At 69.5% G+C, this 18787-nt stretch carries 14 protein-coding genes; 10 read left to right on the forward strand and 4 right to left on the reverse strand.

Features of this window, described 5'->3' with window-relative positions:
- Positions 1–320: 320 nt before the first annotated feature.
- Together ligD and B082_RS0112030 are read left to right on the forward strand one after the other, a co-directional pair.
- Complete coding sequence (ligD, locus tag B082_RS0112025; RefSeq protein ID WP_018552048.1) at positions 321–1211, forward strand: non-homologous end-joining DNA ligase; 891 nt, start codon at positions 321–323, stop codon at positions 1209–1211.
- Between the two features lie 24 nt (positions 1212–1235).
- The gene (locus B082_RS0112030; RefSeq protein ID WP_018552049.1) at positions 1236–1847 is read left to right on the forward strand and encodes a hypothetical protein; all 612 of its coding nucleotides are present in this window, start codon (positions 1236–1238) and stop codon (positions 1845–1847) included.
- Between the two features lie 61 nt (positions 1848–1908).
- Here B082_RS0112030 and B082_RS0112035 read toward each other — a convergent pair whose 3' ends face one another.
- A complete protein-coding gene (locus B082_RS0112035) occupies positions 1909–2319 on the reverse strand; it encodes a VOC family protein (protein ID WP_026249696.1) in 411 nt (136 codons plus the stop codon).
- A gap of 236 nt (positions 2320–2555) precedes the next feature.
- Between B082_RS0112035 and B082_RS0112040 the strand changes: the two genes are divergently transcribed.
- The gene (locus tag B082_RS0112040; RefSeq protein ID WP_026249697.1) at positions 2556–3440 is read left to right on the forward strand and encodes a DUF4157 domain-containing protein; all 885 of its coding nucleotides are present in this window, start codon (positions 2556–2558) and stop codon (positions 3438–3440) included.
- A 30-nt stretch (positions 3441–3470) separates the two neighbouring features.
- On the opposite strand, the gene B082_RS0112045 is transcribed toward B082_RS0112040, so the two are convergent.
- Positions 3471–4808 carry a hypothetical protein gene (locus tag B082_RS0112045; RefSeq protein ID WP_018552052.1) on the reverse strand — a complete coding sequence of 446 codons (1338 nt, stop codon included), beginning with the start codon at positions 4806–4808 and terminating at the stop codon, positions 3471–3473.
- 211 nt (positions 4809–5019) lie between these two features.
- Here B082_RS0112045 and B082_RS0112050 point away from each other — a divergent pair, with 211 nt between their 5' ends.
- From B082_RS0112050 to B082_RS40230, 7 genes are all read left to right on the forward strand, one after another.
- Positions 5020–5646, forward strand: coding sequence for a response regulator transcription factor (locus B082_RS0112050; protein ID WP_026249698.1), 627 nt, complete (start codon positions 5020–5022; stop codon positions 5644–5646).
- 227 nt (positions 5647–5873) lie between these two features.
- Entirely contained in the window at positions 5874–7880 is a 2007-nt protein-coding gene (locus B082_RS0112055) for an HYR domain-containing protein (protein WP_051094610.1), read from the forward strand.
- Positions 7881–7896: 16 nt separating this feature from the next.
- Complete coding sequence (locus tag B082_RS0112060; protein ID WP_018552054.1) at positions 7897–8679, forward strand: DUF4255 domain-containing protein; 783 nt, start codon at positions 7897–7899, stop codon at positions 8677–8679.
- Positions 8676–10781 carry an ATP-binding protein gene (locus tag B082_RS0112065; RefSeq protein WP_018552055.1) on the forward strand — a complete coding sequence of 702 codons (2106 nt, stop codon included), beginning with the start codon at positions 8676–8678 and terminating at the stop codon, positions 10779–10781. Before B082_RS0112060 ends, B082_RS0112065 begins: the two co-directional genes overlap by 4 nt.
- Before the next feature lie 188 nt (positions 10782–10969).
- The gene (locus B082_RS0112070; protein ID WP_018552056.1) at positions 10970–11710 is read left to right on the forward strand and encodes an alpha/beta fold hydrolase; all 741 of its coding nucleotides are present in this window, start codon (positions 10970–10972) and stop codon (positions 11708–11710) included.
- Positions 11707–12993 carry a cytochrome P450 gene (locus B082_RS0112075; protein ID WP_018552057.1) on the forward strand — a complete coding sequence of 429 codons (1287 nt, stop codon included), beginning with the start codon at positions 11707–11709 and terminating at the stop codon, positions 12991–12993. The genes B082_RS0112070 and B082_RS0112075 overlap by 4 nt, the downstream gene beginning before the upstream one ends.
- 1142 nt (positions 12994–14135) lie before the next feature.
- Positions 14136–14258 carry a hypothetical protein gene (locus tag B082_RS40230; RefSeq protein ID WP_018552058.1) on the forward strand — a complete coding sequence of 41 codons (123 nt, stop codon included), beginning with the start codon at positions 14136–14138 and terminating at the stop codon, positions 14256–14258.
- Between the two features lie 70 nt (positions 14259–14328).
- On the opposite strand, the gene B082_RS39165 is transcribed toward B082_RS40230, so the two are convergent.
- Complete coding sequence (locus tag B082_RS39165) at positions 14329–15075, reverse strand: hypothetical protein (protein WP_158688868.1); 747 nt, start codon at positions 15073–15075, stop codon at positions 14329–14331.
- 23 nt (positions 15076–15098) lie between these two features.
- Positions 15099–18653: a phage tail protein gene (locus tag B082_RS36030; protein ID WP_018552059.1), complete on the reverse strand. Its 3555-nt coding sequence runs from the start codon at positions 18651–18653 to the stop codon at positions 15099–15101.
- Positions 18654–18787: the final 134 nt, after the last annotated feature.

The following is an 18787-nucleotide window of genomic DNA, read 5'->3' on the forward strand; positions in this document are numbered from 1 at the left end:
CGAAACATGGCACCGCCGACGCGGGTACGCCCACCGGGCCGCGCGCTCGGGTGACACGGCGGGCGGCCCGTGCACCCGGCCGACGGGGCCCACAGGGCCGATCGGGGCAGCCGCCGCACCGCGGACCGGTGAAGGTGCCGGCTTCGGGTACCGGGTTCGTACGAGGCTGGGCCTGTCCGGGCCCGAAGACGCACGACGCCCGTCCGGGCCCGAAGACGCACGACGCCCGTCCGGGCCCGAAGACGCACGACGAGGAGGAACCGGATGGCCGCAGAAAGGAACGCGCCGGCGGACGCCCGGCCGGGGGCCGGTGAGCGTACATGACCGCACGCACGCGCCGCGTACCGGAGATCAGCCGCCCCGACAAGGTCCTGTTCCCGGACGACGGCATCACCAAGGCCGAACTCGCCGGGTACTACCGCACGGTGGCCCGCCGCATGCTGCCCCACCTGCGGGAGCGGCCCCTCATGCTGGAACGCTTCCCCGACGGGATCGGCGGCCACGGCTTCATGCAGAAGGACGTGCCCGGCCACTTCCCCGACTGGGTCCACCGCGTCGAACTCCCCAAGGAGGGCGGCACCGTCACCTACCCGATCGCCGACGACACCGCGACGCTGGTGTACCTCGCCGGCCAGGCGTGCGTCACCCCGCACCGCTTCCTCTCCCGGGCCGACCGGCCGGACCACCCGGACCGGATGGTGTTCGACCTCGACCCGCCCCGCGACGACTTCGCCCCGGTACGCGAAGCGGCACTCGCCCTGCACGCCCTGCTGGACGAGCTGGAGCTGCCGTCCCTGGTCATGACCACGGGATCGCGCGGCCTGCACGTCGTGGTGGCGCTCGACCGCCGCGACGCCTTCGACGACGTACGGGCGTTCGCCCGCGCGGCCGCCGAGGTCCTGGTCGCCCGCAGGCCCGACCGGTTCACCACCGAGGCCAGGAAGAAGGCGCGCGGGGACCGCCTCTACCTTGACATCCAGCGCAACGCGTACGCCCAGACGGCCGTCACCCCCTACGCCGTCCGCGCGCGCCCCGGCGCCCCGGTCGCCGCCCCACTGGCCTGGGAGGACATCGAGGACCCGGACCTCGACGCCCGCCGCTGGACCCTGCGCGGCGCCGACGCGCTCCTGGCACGCAACCCCTGGCGCCACCCGCCGCGGCCCCGCTCCCTCAGCCGCGCCCGCACCCTGCTCGACGCGCTGACCGCGTAGGGCCGACCCACGACGGAGGAACCCATGTCCGGAGCGACGAAGGTGAAACGGCTGCTGGACGAGCACGGGCAGACGTACGCCGAGGAAGCCGGCATCCGGCTGAAGGACACGCCCATGCCGCTGTACCAGCTGCTGACGCTGTGCGTGCTCTTCTCGGTCCGCATCAAGGCGGACATCGCGGTGGCCGCGGCCCGCGAACTCTTCCACGCAGGGATGAGCACACCCAGGGGCATGGCCGACGCCACCTGGCAGGACCGGGTCGACGCACTGGGCCGCGGCCACTACCGCCGCTACGACGAGAGCACGGCCACCGCGCTCGGCGAAGGCGCGCGGCTCGTGCTCGACCGGTACCACGGAGACCTGCGACGGCTGCGCGACGAGGCCGGCGGCGACCCGGAGGAACTGCGCGGACTGCTGCGCGAGTTCCCCCGGATCGGGCCCGTGGGCGCCGACATCTTCAGCCGTGAGGCGCAGGGCGTCTGGCCCGAACTGCGCCCGGCGTTCGACAAGCGGGCCCGGGACGCCGCGGAGGGGCTGGGGCTGCCGCACTCCCCGGAGAAGCTGTCGGCGCTCGTCGGCGGCGACGACCTTCCCCGGCTGGCGGCCGCGCTGGTCCGGGTCGAACTGACCACATGAACCGCGCACGGCCGGCCCGTACGTCCCCCGACGGCGTCGCACCGGCCGGCAGGCCGAGGGATCAGCGCAGCTCCTGGATGCGGACCAGGTTGCCCGCCGGGTCCCGGAACGCGCAGTCGCGGATGCCGTAGGGCTGCTCCGTCGGCTCCTGCACCACTTCCGCGTCACCGGACTGCACCTTCTCGAAGGTGGCGTCGAGGTCGCGGGTGGCCAGCAGGATCCAGCCGTAGGTGCCCTTGGCCATCATCTCGGCGATGGTGCGCCGCTCGTCGTCGGTGACCCCGGGGTCCGCGGCCGGCGGGGCCAGCAGAATGGATGTGCCGGGCTGGTCCACCGGGCCGACGGTGATCCAGCGCATCCTGCCCTGGCCGACGTCGTTGCGGACCTCGAAGCCCAGCGTGTCGCGGTAGAACGCGAGCGACTCGTCCGGGTCGTCGTGCGGGAGGAAGCTGGTGTGAATGGTGATGTCCATGAAGATCATGCTAGGCAGCGCCTCCCGGCCCCGCTTCTCGATTCCTGACCGGTTGCGCCGCCCGGGGCGCCGCTCGTCCGTACCGCCCCGCTGCCCGAAGAGGCAGCATCCGATGCCCCGTGCCGGACAGCGGCGGGCTGGACGGGGCAGGGAGGCGTCCACGAGGGTGGAGGGCCGGTAGGAGGGCGGGCCGCCGCGGCCCCGCGCGGTGGGCCGGCCCCGTGCGGTCAGGGGAGATGACGATGAACGCACAGGACCACGATCACCAGCACGACGACGTCGAACGGGACCACCACACCCTGCCCCGGGAGACCGGGGGCGGGCCCGAGCGGCTGCCGGCGGACCACCTGCACGGTGAGAGCGCGCCGTCCCCCGGCACGTCGGAGACCCGCGACGGGGGCCCGGACGCCCACCACCTCTTCCGGGCCGCCGCCACCGGCCGGGCGGACGTGGTGGGCGCGGCCGGCATGGGCCTGCTCCAGCGTACGGTCGGCAACGCCGCGCTCGGCCCGGTGATCCAGCGCGCTCGGGCAGGAGGCGCCGAGCACTCCGAGGAAGCGGAGACGCGCTCGCCCGTCCACGACGTCGTCGGCTCCGGCGGCGGTACACCGCTGGACACCGAGACCCGGGTGGACCTGGAGAGCCGGATGGGTGCCGACTTCTCCGACGTGCGCATCCACAACGACTCGGCCGCGCACGAGTCGGCGAAGGGCGTCGGCGCGCACGCCTACACCGTGGGCAACAACGTCGTCTTCCAGCGCGACGCCTACGACCCTTCCTCACCCCAGGGGCGTACGACGCTGGCCCACGAGCTGACCCATGTGATCCAACAGCGCAACGGGCCGGTGGAGGGGACCGAGGCGCCGGGCGGAATCCGGGTCAGCGACCCGTCGGACCGCTTCGAACGCGAGGCCGTCGCGAACGCGGACCGGGTGCTCTCGGACCCGGCGCCCGCGTCCTCCCCGGCCCCCGCCTCCACCGCGCCCTCGGGCGCCCCCGCCGTCCAGCGGGAGGCCACGCAGGACGAGGACGAGGAACCGGCCGACGTACAGGGGTCGTTCGTCCAGCGCGCCGAGGAGAAGGGCGCGGAGGAGGAAGAGGACGACGCCGCGCCGGCCTGACGGCCACCCGCCAAGGGGGATGGCGAGGCGTCAGTTTCCGTCGGCGGCGCGCATCGTGCCGCCGAGGAACATCGACTCCGAGCACCGCGAAGGCGTACTCGCGCCCACCGGCTTGCCCACCTTGCGGCAGTCGATGGTCATGGTCACCTTGCCGCCCGCCGGGACCAGGATCGGCGTCACGAAGTGGTAGTCGGAGTCACGGAAGTTCTCCAGGCCCAGGCTCAGCACCCGGGTCTCCTTGCCGGCGGACACGACCAGCGTTCCGGCGTCGCCCTGCGGGTTCTGCACGACGATGTCGGTGAGCTGGAACGTCTTCCCGGCCGGGACGGTCAGCGCCGTTCCGACGTTCGTCCCGCCGCCCACCGAGTCCTGCACCCTGACCTGCGCACTGGTCGGGGTCGCCGCCCCCGCGTCCGCCGCCGACGAGGCGCTCGGCTCGGGTGTCGGCTTCGACCCGCCGCCGCCCGATCCGGTCCCGGCTGTCCCGCCCCCGCTGCCCGCGCTGTCCCCGGAACCGCCCGTACCACCCTGCTCCGGGGCCTTGCTCTTGTCGGCCGCGGCAGCGGAACGCACCGCCTCGGGCGTGATCGCCTCCCGTGCCGCCGACTTCACCGCCGGGCGCAGCAGCGCGTACCACACACCGACCAGCGCGATCAGCAGGACGGCCGCGGTGATCAGGGCCCGCGGCAGCCAGCGGGGGAGCAGTGGTTCCTGCTGGTACGAGCCGTCCACGAGGACCGGCTCCACCGGGTCCTGGCCCTCGGCCACCTGGGTCGCGGCGAACACCTGGAAGGGGTGCGTGACCGGGTTGCCGCGCCACATCCGCTTGACCGGGCGCACCCGCATCTTCGCGAACTCCGCCTTGCCAGGCGCCACTTGGATCTCCGTCGCGGCGAACACGACCCGGGCCCGTTCGGTCCCGGGCTGAGCGCCCAGGCGTACCGTCACCGGCGTGTTGCCCCGGTTGTCGACGGCCAGCTGATGCTGTCCGTTGCGCGCGCCGTGCGAGCTGCGCGGGACCAGCTCGGCCGTAGTCTCGGTGAACGGCAGCACCGTCACCCGGCCCTCGGGCACCACCGTCCCGTCCTGCTCGCCGGTCGGCACCACCCGGACCCCGAACGGCGTCTCACCGGCCGGCACCGTCGCGTCGCGGGGCGGCCGCAGCATGAGGGTCACGGTCCCGGAGTCACCCGGATAGAGCGACAGGACCGCCGGCTCCACCGCCGCCCAGGCGGCACACGCCCCGACCACCTCGAAGCGGTACTCCTCGACGGTCTGACCTGAGTTGCGGACCTGAAGGGGGACGGCCGTCTCCTCGCCCGGAGCGGCGATGACGGTGGTTGCGTCGAGGCTTGCCGTGAGACTCATACGCCGGACCGTAAAGTCGCGGCGGGGGTCGTACATCGGCCCCGAAGGAACACTTTCGGGCACATCCAATGCCCCCGACAAACATTCAAGTTTCCTCATCAGCAAAGAGGGGCATCTTCCGTCCGCCTCACCACCAGTGGGGCCGACGAACACGGCTGCGAGGCGTGTGCACGGTGGGCCTTCCAGCTGTTGTCCAGGGGGGAGCACAGATATGGAGCGCACTACTGTCGCGTTACGGGCCCAGGACCCGATCTCGCAGGCGGGTGTGGCCAGCCAGCTGAGAGCGCGGCCCGAAGTCAGCGTCGTGGAATGGAACGAAGAGGGGCCCTGGCCCGAGGTGGTCGTCATGGTCGTCGACGCCGTCGACGAGGACGTGCTGACGACGCTGCGCCACATCCAGCGCACGACCGAATCCCGCGCCGTGCTGGTCACCACCGACATCGACGAGCAGAAGCTGGTGAGCGCGGCGGAGTGCGGGGTCGTCGGGGTCATCAAGCGGGCGGAGTCCACGCCCGAACACCTGGTGCACGTCATAGAGACCGTCGCGCGCGGGGAGGGCCACCTGCCCTCCGACCTGCTCGGAAGGCTCCTCGCGGAGGTCGGCCGGCTCCAGGGCCAGGTGCTGGCACCGCGCGGACTGCACTTCACCGGTCTCGCCGCCCGCGAGGTGGACGTGCTGCGCCTGGTCGCCGAGGGGTACGACACCGCGGACATCGCCACGAAGCTGGCCTACTCCGAGCGCACGATCAAGAACGTCCTGCACTCGGTGATGACCCGGCTGCAATTGCGCAACCGCTCCCACGCGGTGGCGTACGCGATGCGTCAGGGTCTGATCTGACGTAGCGTCAACTCAGCTCCCCCGGGGCCCTGGTCCCGGGGGAGCTGCCCCAAAGGGCAGCGGGCGCTACCCGCCGAAAGGGCTGACTTCCCGCTGTGCGCACAGCGCACACGAGGGACCGTGTGGGCGCTGTTCTTCGGTGGGAGGTCCGGGTGCGGGGGAGAGAAGCTGTGCGATGGATTCGGTCGGCGGGACGCCCACGCGGACTGCCGGGGGCACGCCGTTCGGTGGCGCTCGTACTCCTGCTCCTGAGCACCGCGCTCGTCCCCGCGTCGGGCGCGGCGGGCGCCGCCCCCGCCGTGCCCGTACCTCCGGACCCCTGGGTCACCCCCGCGGTCCTGCACGAGGCGCTCGACCCGGGCGGTTCGACCGGCGTCGACAAGTCGGTGCGTACGCCGGCGATCCCGCCGAAGCCGGAGGTCGTCCTGCTGGTGGACGGTACGGGGAGCATGGAGAAGCCCATCGCCGACGTGCAGGAGAACCTGTCGGACATCACCGAGAAGGTCCTCGCCGAGCAGCCCGAGTCCCGATTCGCCGTCGCCACCTTCGGAGACCAGCAATTCGACCCCACGGGAGGCGAATTCGCGGTCCTCCAGGGACTGACGAACGACCTCGGCAAGGTGCAGGACGGCGTCGACGCGCTCACGACGGACCGGGGGGCCTACAGCATGGGCCCGTCCGAGGACTGGATCAACGGACTGTGGCAGATCGCCAACGGAGCCGGTGGCGAAACGGTCTTCCGCGAAGGCTCCAACCCGGTGATCGTGCTGGTCAGCGACGCGTCCAGCCACTCACCGAGCGCCGGCCACACCATCGACGATACGATCTTCGCCCTCCAGGACAAGGGCGTCCGGGTGGTCGGCGTCGACGTCGACAGCGAGCTCGGCGACGGGCTCAACGGCACCGGCGACGCCGGTGTCCCCGGACAGGTCGAGGACCCACCGACCAAGGCGGGCCAGGCCACCCGCATCATCAACGCGACCCAGGGCCGGCTGCTGGAAGGCATCCAGGGAGACGAAGTCGCCCAGGCCATCGTCGACGGCATGGACAACCTGCCCACCTCCGTCGGCCACCAGCTCCACGCGTGCAGCCCCTACCTCACGGTCGCCCTCGACCCGCCCACCCGCAGTCTGACCAGCGGCGACACCGCCCACTTCGCCGAGACCGTCGACGTCGCGGCCGACGCCCCGCAGGGCGCCACTCTCACCTGCACGGTCCAGTTCCTGCTGGGCACACAGATTCCGGGCACCAACACCCTCGCCCCCTCGGCGGCCCCCGATCCCGACTTCGAGGAACAGATCACGATCGAGGTGAACGACGTCGACGCCCCCGTCGTCGCCGTGGACGACCGCATCGCCAGGGCGGACGACGAGAACGGTACGAGGATCAGCTACTGGGCCACCGCGAGCGACGCGCAGGACGGCCGGCTCCCCGTCACCTGCACACCCGCCTCCGGGTCCCTCTTCCCGATCGGCTCGACCACGGTCACCTGCACCGCCACGGACTCGGCGGGCAACACCGCCACCGACACGGCGGTCTTCCAAGTGCTCGACCCGCCGCCGCCACCTCTGCCCCCGCCGCCCGCGACGGACGTCGCCGTCAAGGCCGACGTCAGCCCCGACCGTACGTACATCGGCCGCCCGGCCCACGCCCGCTTCACCGTGACCAACGCGGGCCCGGACACCGCCCGGGACGTCGTCGTCGCCACGACCTGGCCGAAGCCCGGCAAGGCGAAGGACCGCGCCCCGACCTCCCTCAACCGCTGCACGGCCGCCGCACCCTGCACCATCCCGCCCGGCGGCCGGATCGAGGTGACCCAGACCGGTACCTACCACGAGGCGATCACCGGGGACGTACGCGCCACGGTGAGCGGCATGCTGGGCGACCTGCACCCCGTCAACAACCAGGACACCGCCCGGCTGCGCGTGCTCAAACCCTCCCTCACCGTCACCCCGCAGGTCGCCAGGCCGGGACAGCCCGTCCTCGCCCGCGGCAAGGACTACCCGCCCGGCGAGACCGTGCACCTGACGTGGAGCCCCGGCATCACCGCCGACCGCTCCGGCGTACGGGTGGGCCGTGACGGAACCTTCGAGGTCCAGGTGCTCGTACTGCGCAAGGACGCCCTCGGTCCCCGCGTCCTGCGGGCGGACATCGCCCGCCTTCCCCGGCTCCAGAAGTCCGTCCTGGTCGTGCAGCGCAACCTCCAGCCACCGGACTTCAGGGGCCGCACGTGAGAGGGGCGGTCTCCGGATGATCCATGAGGTGGACGACGTCCTGCGGTCCCTGATCCGGGCGGAGGTACTCGGAGGCAGCCAGTTCACGGTCGTCTTCGACGCGCCCACCCGCGAGTGGGCCGCCAAGGTCAACGCCCCCATGGTCAACCTCTACCTGTACGACATCCGCGAGGACATGCGAAGGCGCGAGCGCGGCCTCCACAACGAGTACGACGGGCGGGGCGCCGTCGTCGCCCGCCGCCGCCCACCGCGCTACTTCAAGCTCTCCTACCTGATCACGGCATGGACCAAGCGCCCGGAGGACGAGCACCGGCTGCTGTCCTCCCTGCTCGGCTGCCTGCTGGCGTACGAGGCGCTGCCCCCGGAGCGGCTGGCCGGCTCCCTCGCGGAGATCGGGGCGGCCGTCCCGATGTCGATCGCCCTGCCGCCACCGGAGGACCGCTCGTTCGCGGACGTGTGGAGTGCGCTGGGCGGCGAGCTGAAACCGTCGCTGGACCTGGTGGTGAGCGTGCCGGTGACGGCCTCGCCGACATATCCGGCGGGGCCTCCGGTGGGCGACGACGGGTTGCGGGCGCGCTTCGGGGACGTGCCGCGGTCCCCGGAAGAGCGCCGGGACGGTCTCCCGGTGTACGGGAGCCGCCCCGGCCGGCCCGCACGGGAAGAGCCCGCCGCCCCCGACAGCCGCCGCGGACTCGCGCTGCGGATCACGGAGAACCGGGCGGCGGACGGCGGCTCCCGCGAAGCCCGTACGGTCACCGGCCCGCCCGCCGACGGCACCGCAAAGGACCCCACCGCATGACGCCCCCGGGCCACGAAGACCACGACGGCGGCGACCGGCCACGCCTCCCGGACGGCAACCCGAACCTGCGCCACCTCCTCGCCCGTGCGACCGCCGTCGAGCAACGCATCCGCCACGCGGTGGAGACCCGGCAGCGCACCGACCCGGACCCGCAGGACGCGTTCCGGGGGCTCTACCTGACGGACGAGAACATCGCGCGACTGCTGGACGAGGAGGAGGCGAGGGGCTTCCCGGTGCCGATGCCGCCCGACGACGAGACGGCGGAAGGCATCACCCGGCCCTCCCGGCTCACGTCCCTGGCCACGGACTTCGGCCTCACGCCACTCGACACCGAGATCCTGCTCATCGCGCTCGTACCGGATCTGGACGACCGGTTCGAGGCGTTCTACGGCTACCTCAACGACGACGTGACCCGCCGGCGCCCGTCCATCGGCCTGGCCCTGGGGCTGTGCGGAGTCTCGCCCGCCGATGCCGTCGCCCGGGGCCGGCTCGCCGCGGGCGCCCCGCTCCGTGAGGCCGCCCTGCTCCTGGCCGAGGACCAGGACCGCCCGTTCCTGAGCCGCGCGCTGCGCGTACCCGACCGGGTCACGGCCCACCTCCTCGGCGACGACACGAGGGACCCGCGCCTCGCGGACCTGACGGCGCCCTGGCACGCGATGGCGGGCGTCGGCGATCCCGCACCCCTGGCCCGGGTCCTGGCCGACGGCGTCCGGCTGGCCTACCTGAGCGAGGACCAGGGCGGTGCGGGCACGGCCCTGGCCGCGTCGGCGCTGGAGCTGGCGGGCCGGGGCGTCCTGGGCGTGGACCTCGCCCGGCTGGCGGCCGACCCGGCCCCCGCCGACGCGGTCCGCAGCCTCGTCCGCGAGGCGCGGCTGACCGGGGCGGGCCTGGTCTGCGCCCCACTGGACGCCGTCTCCCGCGAACACCCGCACCTGCTGAGGCTGCTGACGGCCACCCCGGTACCGACCGTCATGGTGGGCCGGGTGCCGTGGGACGCCTCCTGGTCCCCGGCTCCGCCGCTGCTCCTGCACGCCCCGAGGGTCGAGCCTTCGGTGCGGGGCGCGCTGTGGAGCGAGGCGTACCGCCGTACCGCATCGGCCCCGGTCCCGGCCGCCATCGACCCGGACGGCCTGCTGGCGCCCTTCCTCCTCACACCGGAGCAGGTCACGGGCGCGGCCGTCAGCGCCGCCCAGACGGCACGGCTCGACGGCGGGACCCTCACCCCGGACCACGTACGCCGGGGAGCCCGCGCCCAGAACGCGGCCGGCCTCGACCGCCTCGCCCGCCGTATCGAACCCACGGTGGCCTGGGACGACCTGGTCCTCCCACCCGACACCCACACCCAGCTCCGCGAACTCACGGCCCGCGCCCGCCACCGCGACCGGGTCCTGGGGGAGTGGGGCATGCGGCCGGGCGGCGGCCGGGGCCGTGGGGTCTCGGCGCTCTTCGCGGGCGACTCCGGCACGGGCAAAACGATGTCGGCCGAGGTCATCGCGGCCGACCTCGGCCTCGACCTCTACACGGTCGACCTGGCGACGGTCATCGACAAGTACGTGGGCGAGACGGAGAAGAACCTCGAACGCATCTTCACCGAGGCGGCCGGCGTCAACGGCGTGCTCCTCTTCGACGAGGCGGACGCGATCTTCGGCAAGCGCTCGGACGTGAAGGACGCGCACGACCGCTACGCGAACGTCGAGAGCGCGTACCTCCTCCAGCGCATGGAGTCCTTCGACGGCCTGGCCATCCTCGCGACCAACCTCCGCGCCAACCTGGACGACGCCTTCACCCGCCGCCTCGACCTGGTCATTGACTTCCCGGTCCCGGACCCGGAACAGCGCCTGACCCTCTGGGAACGCTGCCTGGGCCGCGTCCTGCCACGAGACGCGGACGTGGACCTCCCCTTCTGTGCCGAGAACTTCGAGCTGGCGGGCGGCAACATCCGCTCGATCGCGGTCACGGCGGCGTACCTGGCGGCCGATTCGGGGGGCGCGGTGACGATGGCCACGCTGATCCACGCGATCCAGCGGGAGTACCAGAAGCTGGGGCGGCTGACGCTGGCCTCGGAGTTCGGGCCGTATCTGGGACTGCTGGCCGCCCCATGACGCCTGCTCGGCATCGGCGGGCGCGCGCCGCCCTTGCGCGGGACGGGCATTGCCATCACCGTTGGTCGCGGCCGGTCCATCGGCCGACAGGTCCGATTCGTACGGTGACGGGAGCCGGTGTGACCGCATTACCTGTTCTGCCTCACGGAGTTCTGCCCCACGCACTGCACGGAGACGGCCCGCACAAGGTGATCGCCGTGCACGGTTGGCTGGCCGACCGTTCCGCGTACGACCCGGTGGTGCGGGACCTCGATCTCGGCTCCTTCCAGTACGCGTTGGCGGACCTGCGCGGGTACGGCGAGGCCAGGGACGTGGCCGGCTCCTACACGACAGCGGAGGGCGCCGCGGACGTCCTCGCACTGGCCGACCGGCTCGGCTGGGAGCGCTTCTCGCTGATCGGCCACTCGATGGGCGGCTCCGTCATCCAGCGGACGCTGGCCGCCGCGCCGCAGCGGGTGCGCAGCATCGTCGGGGTATCACCGGTCCCGGCATCCGGCCTGTCCCTCCCGCCCGAGCAGTGGGAGCTGTTCGCCGGGGCGGCGCGGATCCCGGGCAACCGCCGGGCCATCCTCGACATCACCACCGGAGGCCGGCGCCCGGCGGCCTGGCTGGAGCGGATGGTGCGTCGCTCGGTCGAGTGCAGCGACGCGAAGGCGTTCCGGGCCTGGCTGGACTCCTGGACGGGTGAGGACTTCCACGACCGGATCGACGGTTCGCGGGTGCGGGCCCTGACGGTTGTGGGGTCGCTCGACCCGGCCCTCTCCGCCGACCTGCAACGCGCCACCTGGATGCGCTGGTTCCCGCGCGCCGAGCTCGTCGAACTGCCCTCGTGCGGTCACTACGCGATGGACGAGGCACCGCTCGACCTGATCCGGGTGATGGAGGACTTCCTGCGGGCCGACGCGGGGGACGGCGAGGCGAAGGCGTGAGCGGACCCGCCTCCCCGGTACCGGTACCGGACGTCTTCGACCCGAGGCAGTACGCGCTGGGCGTCCCCCATGACCGCTACCGCCGACTCCGCGACCACCACCCCGTGGCGTGGCAGGAGGAGCCGGAGGTGCTGGGCTGGCCGGCGGGCCCAGGCTTCTGGGCGGTGACCCGGCACGAGGACGCGGTCCGGGTCCTGAAGGACTCCTCGACGTACTCCTCCTGCCTCGGCGCCACCCAGATCCGTGACCCGGACCCGGCGGACCTGCCGTTCATCCGCCGGATGATGCTCAACCAGGACCCGCCGCACCACCGCCGCCTGCGTGTCCTGGTCAGCCGCGCCTTCACGCCGAAGCGCGTGGACCGCTTCGAGACGGTCGTACGGGAACGAGCCCGCTCCCTGCTGACCCGGGCGGTCACCGAGGCGCGGGCCGGCGACGGCACCTGCGACCTGGTCACCCAGGTCACCGACGACTACGCCCTGCTCAACCTCACGGACCTGCTGGGCGTACCGGACACCGATCGCGCGCTCCTCCTCCACTGGACCCAACGCGTCATCGGCTACCAGGACCCGGACGAGGCCGGGGCGCCGGTGCTCGGCCCGGACGGCAAACCGGTGAACCCGCGCTCCCCGGCGGCGCTGCGCGACATGTTCGACTACGCGCACGCCCTGGCGGCCCACAAGCGCCAAAACCCCGCCGACGACGTGATGACAGCCTTGGCCACAGACCCCGAACTGACCGCGCCCGAGCTGGAGATGTTCTTCTTCCTGCTGGTGGTCGCGGGAAACGACACGGTACGCAGCGCCGCCCCGGGCGGCCTGCACCTCTTGGCCGAGCACCCGGAGGCGTACGCCCGCCTGCGCAGCGGCGAGGTGGGTCTCGCCACGGCCGTGGACGAACTCCTCCGCCGCCACCCACCGGTCCTGACCTTCCGCCGCACGGCTGCCCAGGACACGACCCTGGCCGGCACGCGCATCCGCACCGGCGACAAGGTGGTCGTCTTCCACGCCTCGGCCAACCACGACGAACGCGTCTTCCCGTCCCCTCTCACCCTGGACCTCACCCGCTCCCCGAACCCCCACATCTCCTTCGGCGACGGCCCCCACGTCTGCCTGGGCGCGCACTTCGCACGCTTGCAACTGCGGGTGTTGTACGAGGAGGTGTGCGGCGTGATTCCGGCCGGGGGACTCCGGCTTGAGGCGCCGCCGCGGCGGCTGGTGTCGAACTTCATCAACGGGGTGAAGTCGCTGAGGGTGGGGGCGGTGGATGCTGCGACAGCTTGAACCTTTTCCATCTTGATCAGGCGGCGAGTTCGAGCGCGACGACGGCGGTGATCCGGGTGGTGCTGCAGCGGAGTTCCGCATTTGGTTACGCGAATTAACTACTGGAATCAACGATAAATGCCGCAAGGGCTATCAAAATATGGCTTGACAAGAGACTCGCCGTTGTCGATGATCATGACGTCACCGAACGGAAAGGAAATGATCGACAATGAAAAGAATCTGGATTCTTCTGGCGTCCCTCTTGGCAGTTCTGGGAGGAGGGCTTATATCTGCACCAGCGGCAAGTGCGGCTGGCTACGGATGTAGTGGATCTCTGATCGACACGTACAACGTCAACACTTCGGGTGGGACGAAGTACGGAGAAATTCAACTCTACTACAGCACCGCCAACGGTGGAACCAATTGTGCGGTGACTGTCGATACATATTTTGGCTCTTCCGTGAAAAAGCCCATCCGTATCAACATCATTCGCTGTGAAGCATCCGCATCGTCCGGGGGTTCCTGTGCGGCGGCTGGAAGCATGGATGATTGGGATGAATACTATACGTATGCCGGCCCGGTCTCGGTCACGTCGATGAGTGGACGCTGCGTCCGTCTTTCGGGGTCGGTTACCAATCCGAATAACTCCACGGTGTCCGCAAACCGCGACACTGGTGCCGTTCATTGTGGGTAACGGCCGTAAAGGGTGAAGTTGCCTCGATCGTTTGAGCCTCGCTGCGCCAATTAGCTAAATGAGTAAAAGGCGCGCCTGAGGAAGGAACGTCGCCCCGAGGGAAAAGCCTCAACCGCGCGGCCCAGCAGTTGGTAGCACCGGCTGCTGGGCCGCTGGCCCAACCCCTGCTTTCGTGACAGCCCGTCGAATTATCCGTCGGGCCGTTCCGGCTTGTCGGGTCGGTGGTGGGCAGACTGAGCCGCTTCCAACCTGACGGGTGGTTGGGCGGGCGACCCCAGCGGTGAGCATGAGGAAAGCTCCTGGCAGACGGGTTCACGACCAAGATCACCAGTTCGCCAGGAGCTTTCGCGTGCTTGTCCACCCGTCCGGTATTGATCTGTCCAGCCGCACCCTGCAGTACCTCTCCGGTCTCCTCGCAGGTCACCGTTGTCGGACCGGCTCCCGGTGACGCGCCACGCTGGAACAGTCCATGACGACCGTCCGGAAGAAGGCGTACGTGAACCTCGACGCCACCGTGCTGCCGATCGACCGCACCGCTGCCCGGATCACCGCCGTCGTCCGTGCCGTCGTCGCACTCGAACTCGCCACCTGAGCAAGATGGAAAAGGCTCCTTGAGTCTGCCTGCCGGCCATCCAGCGGGAGGCGACGCCGGCTGAAAACACTCAGTGACGTGCTCCCAATGCGCCGGCTACTCGAGTAAATACATGGTCCCGGATATACGTGATCAGTAATTCGCGGTCCTGCCGGGCATCCGAGGGGTACTTGATGCTTGAGTCATGAAACCCTGTGGCTCTCCCCGTCTGCTCCGCTTGAATGGCCCGCACGAGTTGTTTCTCGTACTCTTCATCGGTTCCTTCGAACGCGGTGGAATCGCTGCCCATCAACTTTTCTGAGAAAAGAACCCGTGGCTTGTCGGGCGGGAAGAACACATCGTGATCGGTGATGAGTGCAGGTAGGAGACTGTGTACGTTTGTTTCTTCCCTGCCCGCTGCGAGTTCATGGGCGACAGTCGCCCATAGCATCAAGTCGCGGCGTGGCAGGGCGACGCCTTCCGACACGGCGAGGTTGAGGAAGTTGGCGGTTCCGGATTCAGATACGGCCCGCCAGGGCTCGCCCTCGCACAGTCGAGTGACGATAGTGATGAGACCTCCGACGGAGAGATACCTGGTCGTACCGATGACCGAGGAGAGGAAGAGGCAGGCAGGTGGTGTCTCGGTGGATACGTACCAGGAGTCTCCCTCTTTCTTCCAATAGTCTGGATTGTCTGGCAGAGTCAGTATTTTCCGGCGCTGGTCCACCCAAAATTCTTTGCCCAGAAAATGGAGTGTCGAGGGGCGTTGGCCGTTGATCTTCAAGGCGCGGACGAAATCGGTGCGAGCGTCCCCAAGTGCGGCCATGGTCAGGTCCATGGCTTGTGTCGCACGATCCGTCACTAATCCCCCCAGGTGAGTTGCGTCTTCTCTCGCAATAGAATGAGGATCATTTCCTCGTGCTCGCTGCGCTCGCTCTTCGGGAGCTTCTCCATGTCGACCCCTGCCTCCTCCTCATAGAGTCGCTTAACCAGGTTGAATTCCAAGTCGGTGACCTTTATTGGGGGCTGCGGCTGGTTCTGTGGCCACCTCTCCTTGAGGTCTTGGTCTCGCTCGGCGGTCGGCTTATCGGTTCCGCCTCCGGTCATGGGAGCCATCTTGTAGAAGCTTTCCTTCATCTTCTTCTTGAGGAGAATCAGGTTGGTGACGTGGGCGTTGGGGTTGCGCCTGGCCTCGGCGATCAACGCTGCCAGAACCATGTTGGCGTCGTCGGCTCCGATGCGCACACCATGGAGTATGCCCACTACCATCTCGCGCATGCGTTCAACTGAGTGATCAAAATTTCCGTATCGATATTCGTCCAGTAAACCACGCTCCGCGACGATCATTTTCCCCGACTCTATTTTTCGATTCCTCACCCTGCTCTCGGGGACGATATAATTATTGTCCTGGTCCACGAAGTAGTGATTCCCGTTGAAAGTGAATACGTTGCCCGTGTAGCTCGCGGGGTTGGTCCCCGGGGGCGGGGGAGTGCAGGCCGACTCGTAGTCGGACATGGTGTGTGACATCAGTCGGTCGAACTTGACCTGCAACTCCTCGTACTCGCCGTCGGCCGGTGCCGGGGAGTTTCCAGCACTGTTTCTGCGGTTCAAGGCTTCTGTGCGTACCTTGTCGATGGCGTGGAACACTATGATCTTGACGTCTTTCTGGCTCAGGTATTGCGGGTCGCGATAATTGTCGTCCAGCGAGTACTTGCTGGCGAGAAGCCAGACGGAATATGGGCCGGACCCCTCGATGGAAAATCCGCGAATCCATGAGTAGGTCCGCTTGAGGGGGGCAAGCGCTCCCTGGAGTGCTTCGAGAGTATCGCCCCTTCGTTCGTGGCTCCGCGTGATGCTTCGGGCCCGTCGAAGGGCGGCTGGGAGCTCTCGCTTCTTCTTCGCCTCCTTTCCCTCTCCCTTCCTCCCCCTGGTCTTGTTCCAGAGCGCTTTGCCCTTCTTCGCGATGAAGTTCACGATCTTGTCGATCGCTCGATTCACCGGACGCGCCACCGCATGGAACACGCTCTTCACCTTCGCGGCCAGGCTGCCGATCCCAAGCAGCGAAGCCAGGAAACCGATCAGCAGCGGGACGCTCGCGGCCAAGGCGGTTTCGACCATCTTCGGGACGCCGGCCTTGTCGCCGTTGGCTATCGCCACCACCGCGTCCAGCACCGAATTGACGAACTCCACTATCTGGGCGCCCTGGTTCACGATGAACGTGACGATGTCGATGATTCCCTTGACCGCGCGAACGAATGCGGAGGCGGGGTTCAGGAGGGAGAGGATCCAGGTGATTCCCGCGATGATGACCGTCGGGATCAAATAGCTCGTCAGCTTTTCCAGGATCGTGGACTTGAGGTCGCCCGCCTCTTCCTGGATTTCCTTGACCGCGCCCGCAGGGCCCTCGTTCGCGATGTTCTTCGCTACCGGGACCGAGGACTCGACCGCCGTCATCGCCTGGTCGGGGACGCCCTTGCGGGTCACACGGGCGCGGATGTTGGCCCAGGTCAGGCCCAGCAGGGAGCCGATGAGCTGGATGATGCCCTTCATGTCGAACTTCTGGGGGATTTCGAGGCCCGCCTTGACCGCGGTGCCGAGCAGCCAGGACACGACCCCGGTCTTCAGGTGGTCGGCGATGCCCGTCATGAAGAGGTTCAGGCCCGCGCCGACGGCCGACACCAGGTTGCCCAGGAAGCCGATGGGGTCCTTGATGATCTTCATGATCGCGCCGGCGGCCTTGGCGAGGATGCCCAGGAGGAGGTTCTTCAGGTCGTTGATCGTCTTTATCGCACCGACGATCGCGTCCTTCGCCTTGTCGATCAGGCCCTTGTTGGCCTCCTGGAGTTTCTTTATGTCCTCGTCGATCTTGTTCAGGGCGGCGGTGTACTTCGATGCCAGGTCCTGGACCAGTTGTTCCGACTTTTCGTTGACCGTTGATTCCAGGTCATCGAATTTGCCCGCGAAGTCCTTGGCGGCTTCCTCACCGAACTGGCGGAGATCCGCGGGGAGTTTGTCGACCTCCGCCTTCAGTTCCTTGCGGCCCTTGGCGATACGCGCCTTCGCCTTGCCCAGTTCCGTGCCGATGATGTCGGCCACCGACGAGATCACCGTCTGCATCTGCGAGACGTAGAGCTTGCGGGCCTCCTGGTAGAGGTTGTTCGCCTCATCCGGGAGACCGGCGAACTTGTCCTTCACCCAGCGGGCCTTTCCCCGCCAGCCCGAGTAGCGCTTGTCCTTGTACTTCTTCATCCGGCGTTTGTGGTCTGCGGTGAACGCGTCCCGCGCCGCCTTCTCGCCGGTCGTGAAGGCCGTGTCGACCTTCTTGTCCAGGCCGTCGAGTGTTGCCTCGACGTCCTTCTTCGTGCCGTCGTAGACCTTCTGGAGCTTCGCCGTGACCTCGGCGCGCTTCTTCTCGTCCTTCGACTTCGTCTCGCCCTTGCCGCCGTCGACCTTCTGGCCGGCCTGGGTGCGTGTCGCGGTCAGCGCGCTCATGGCGGCGGCGCCGGAGGCCGCGGCGCCCGCCTTCGCGGTGTTCAGCTGCTGGTTCTCGGCGGACCTGCCCTTCGCGGGGGCCTTCGCCGAGTCGGCCTCGGCGGTCTTCTTCGCGCTGAGGGCCTCGTTGAACTCCGGCTCGTTGCCCTTGGCGAGCTGGTCCTCGGTGACCTCCGCGTCCGCCATCGCCTTGTCGTTTTGGGCCGGGCCCTCGGAGAAGTCCGTGACCGATGCCGGCTGCTTCTCCGGGATCGCGGCCGTCGCGGACGGGGCGCCCGGGTTGCCGGGCGGCTGGTCCGGGGTCAGCGGGGTGACGGGTTTGTCCTTGGCGGCGGACGTGTCCGGCGGGGCCTTCGTCGCCGTGTCGATGTCCTTGGCCGACGACTCCTTGCCGTCCGTGACCTTGCCGTCGACCTCCGCCTTGATCTTGTCCGCCTTACCGGACTTGGAGAACTTGTCGGCCTCGTCGAGGTTCTTCGGAGCCTGCGCGTCGATCGCCTTGTTCACGGCCTCGACGAACGCGTTCTTGTCGAACTCGCCCGGCTTCGCGGCATTCATCTTCTCCGCGTTGGCCGCCTTGCCCTGCGCCTCCTTGTCGTCCGGAGGGGCGACAGCCGCGGCCTGCGACGCCTTGGACTCCGTACCGGCCGGCCGGTGCTGGGCCAGGTGCTGCTTCTTCGCCACCACGTCCGCCTTGACGCCGCGGAAACCGGGGGCCTGCGCCGGTGAGGGCTTCACCGGGGCCGTGTAACGCTGGGCGACCAGGCGCGAGACCGCCGCGTTGCCGGCCGCCCGTTGCAGCCGCTGGAGGGCGCGGCGGTCCGGGGACGCGGGAGCGGGGGAGGGAGCCGCGCGGGAGGCGTCCGCGCGGGTGGGAGGGGTGTGGGACGGGGCGGCGGGGGGCTTTTCCGGAACCGCCTTCATCCGTCCCCCCCTCCCCGGCACAGCTCCGTACGGAGCTCGGCACAGCTCCGCCCGGACGCGGTCGATGTGTCAGCGTGCCGGGCGCGTGCGGCACGCGCGCAGAGGGTTCGGGCCACGCCCGGGGCACCGACGCG

The organism is Streptomyces sp. ATexAB-D23, from assembly GCF_000373645.1.
Taxonomy (GTDB): domain Bacteria; phylum Actinomycetota; class Actinomycetes; order Streptomycetales; family Streptomycetaceae; genus Streptomyces; species Streptomyces castrisilvae.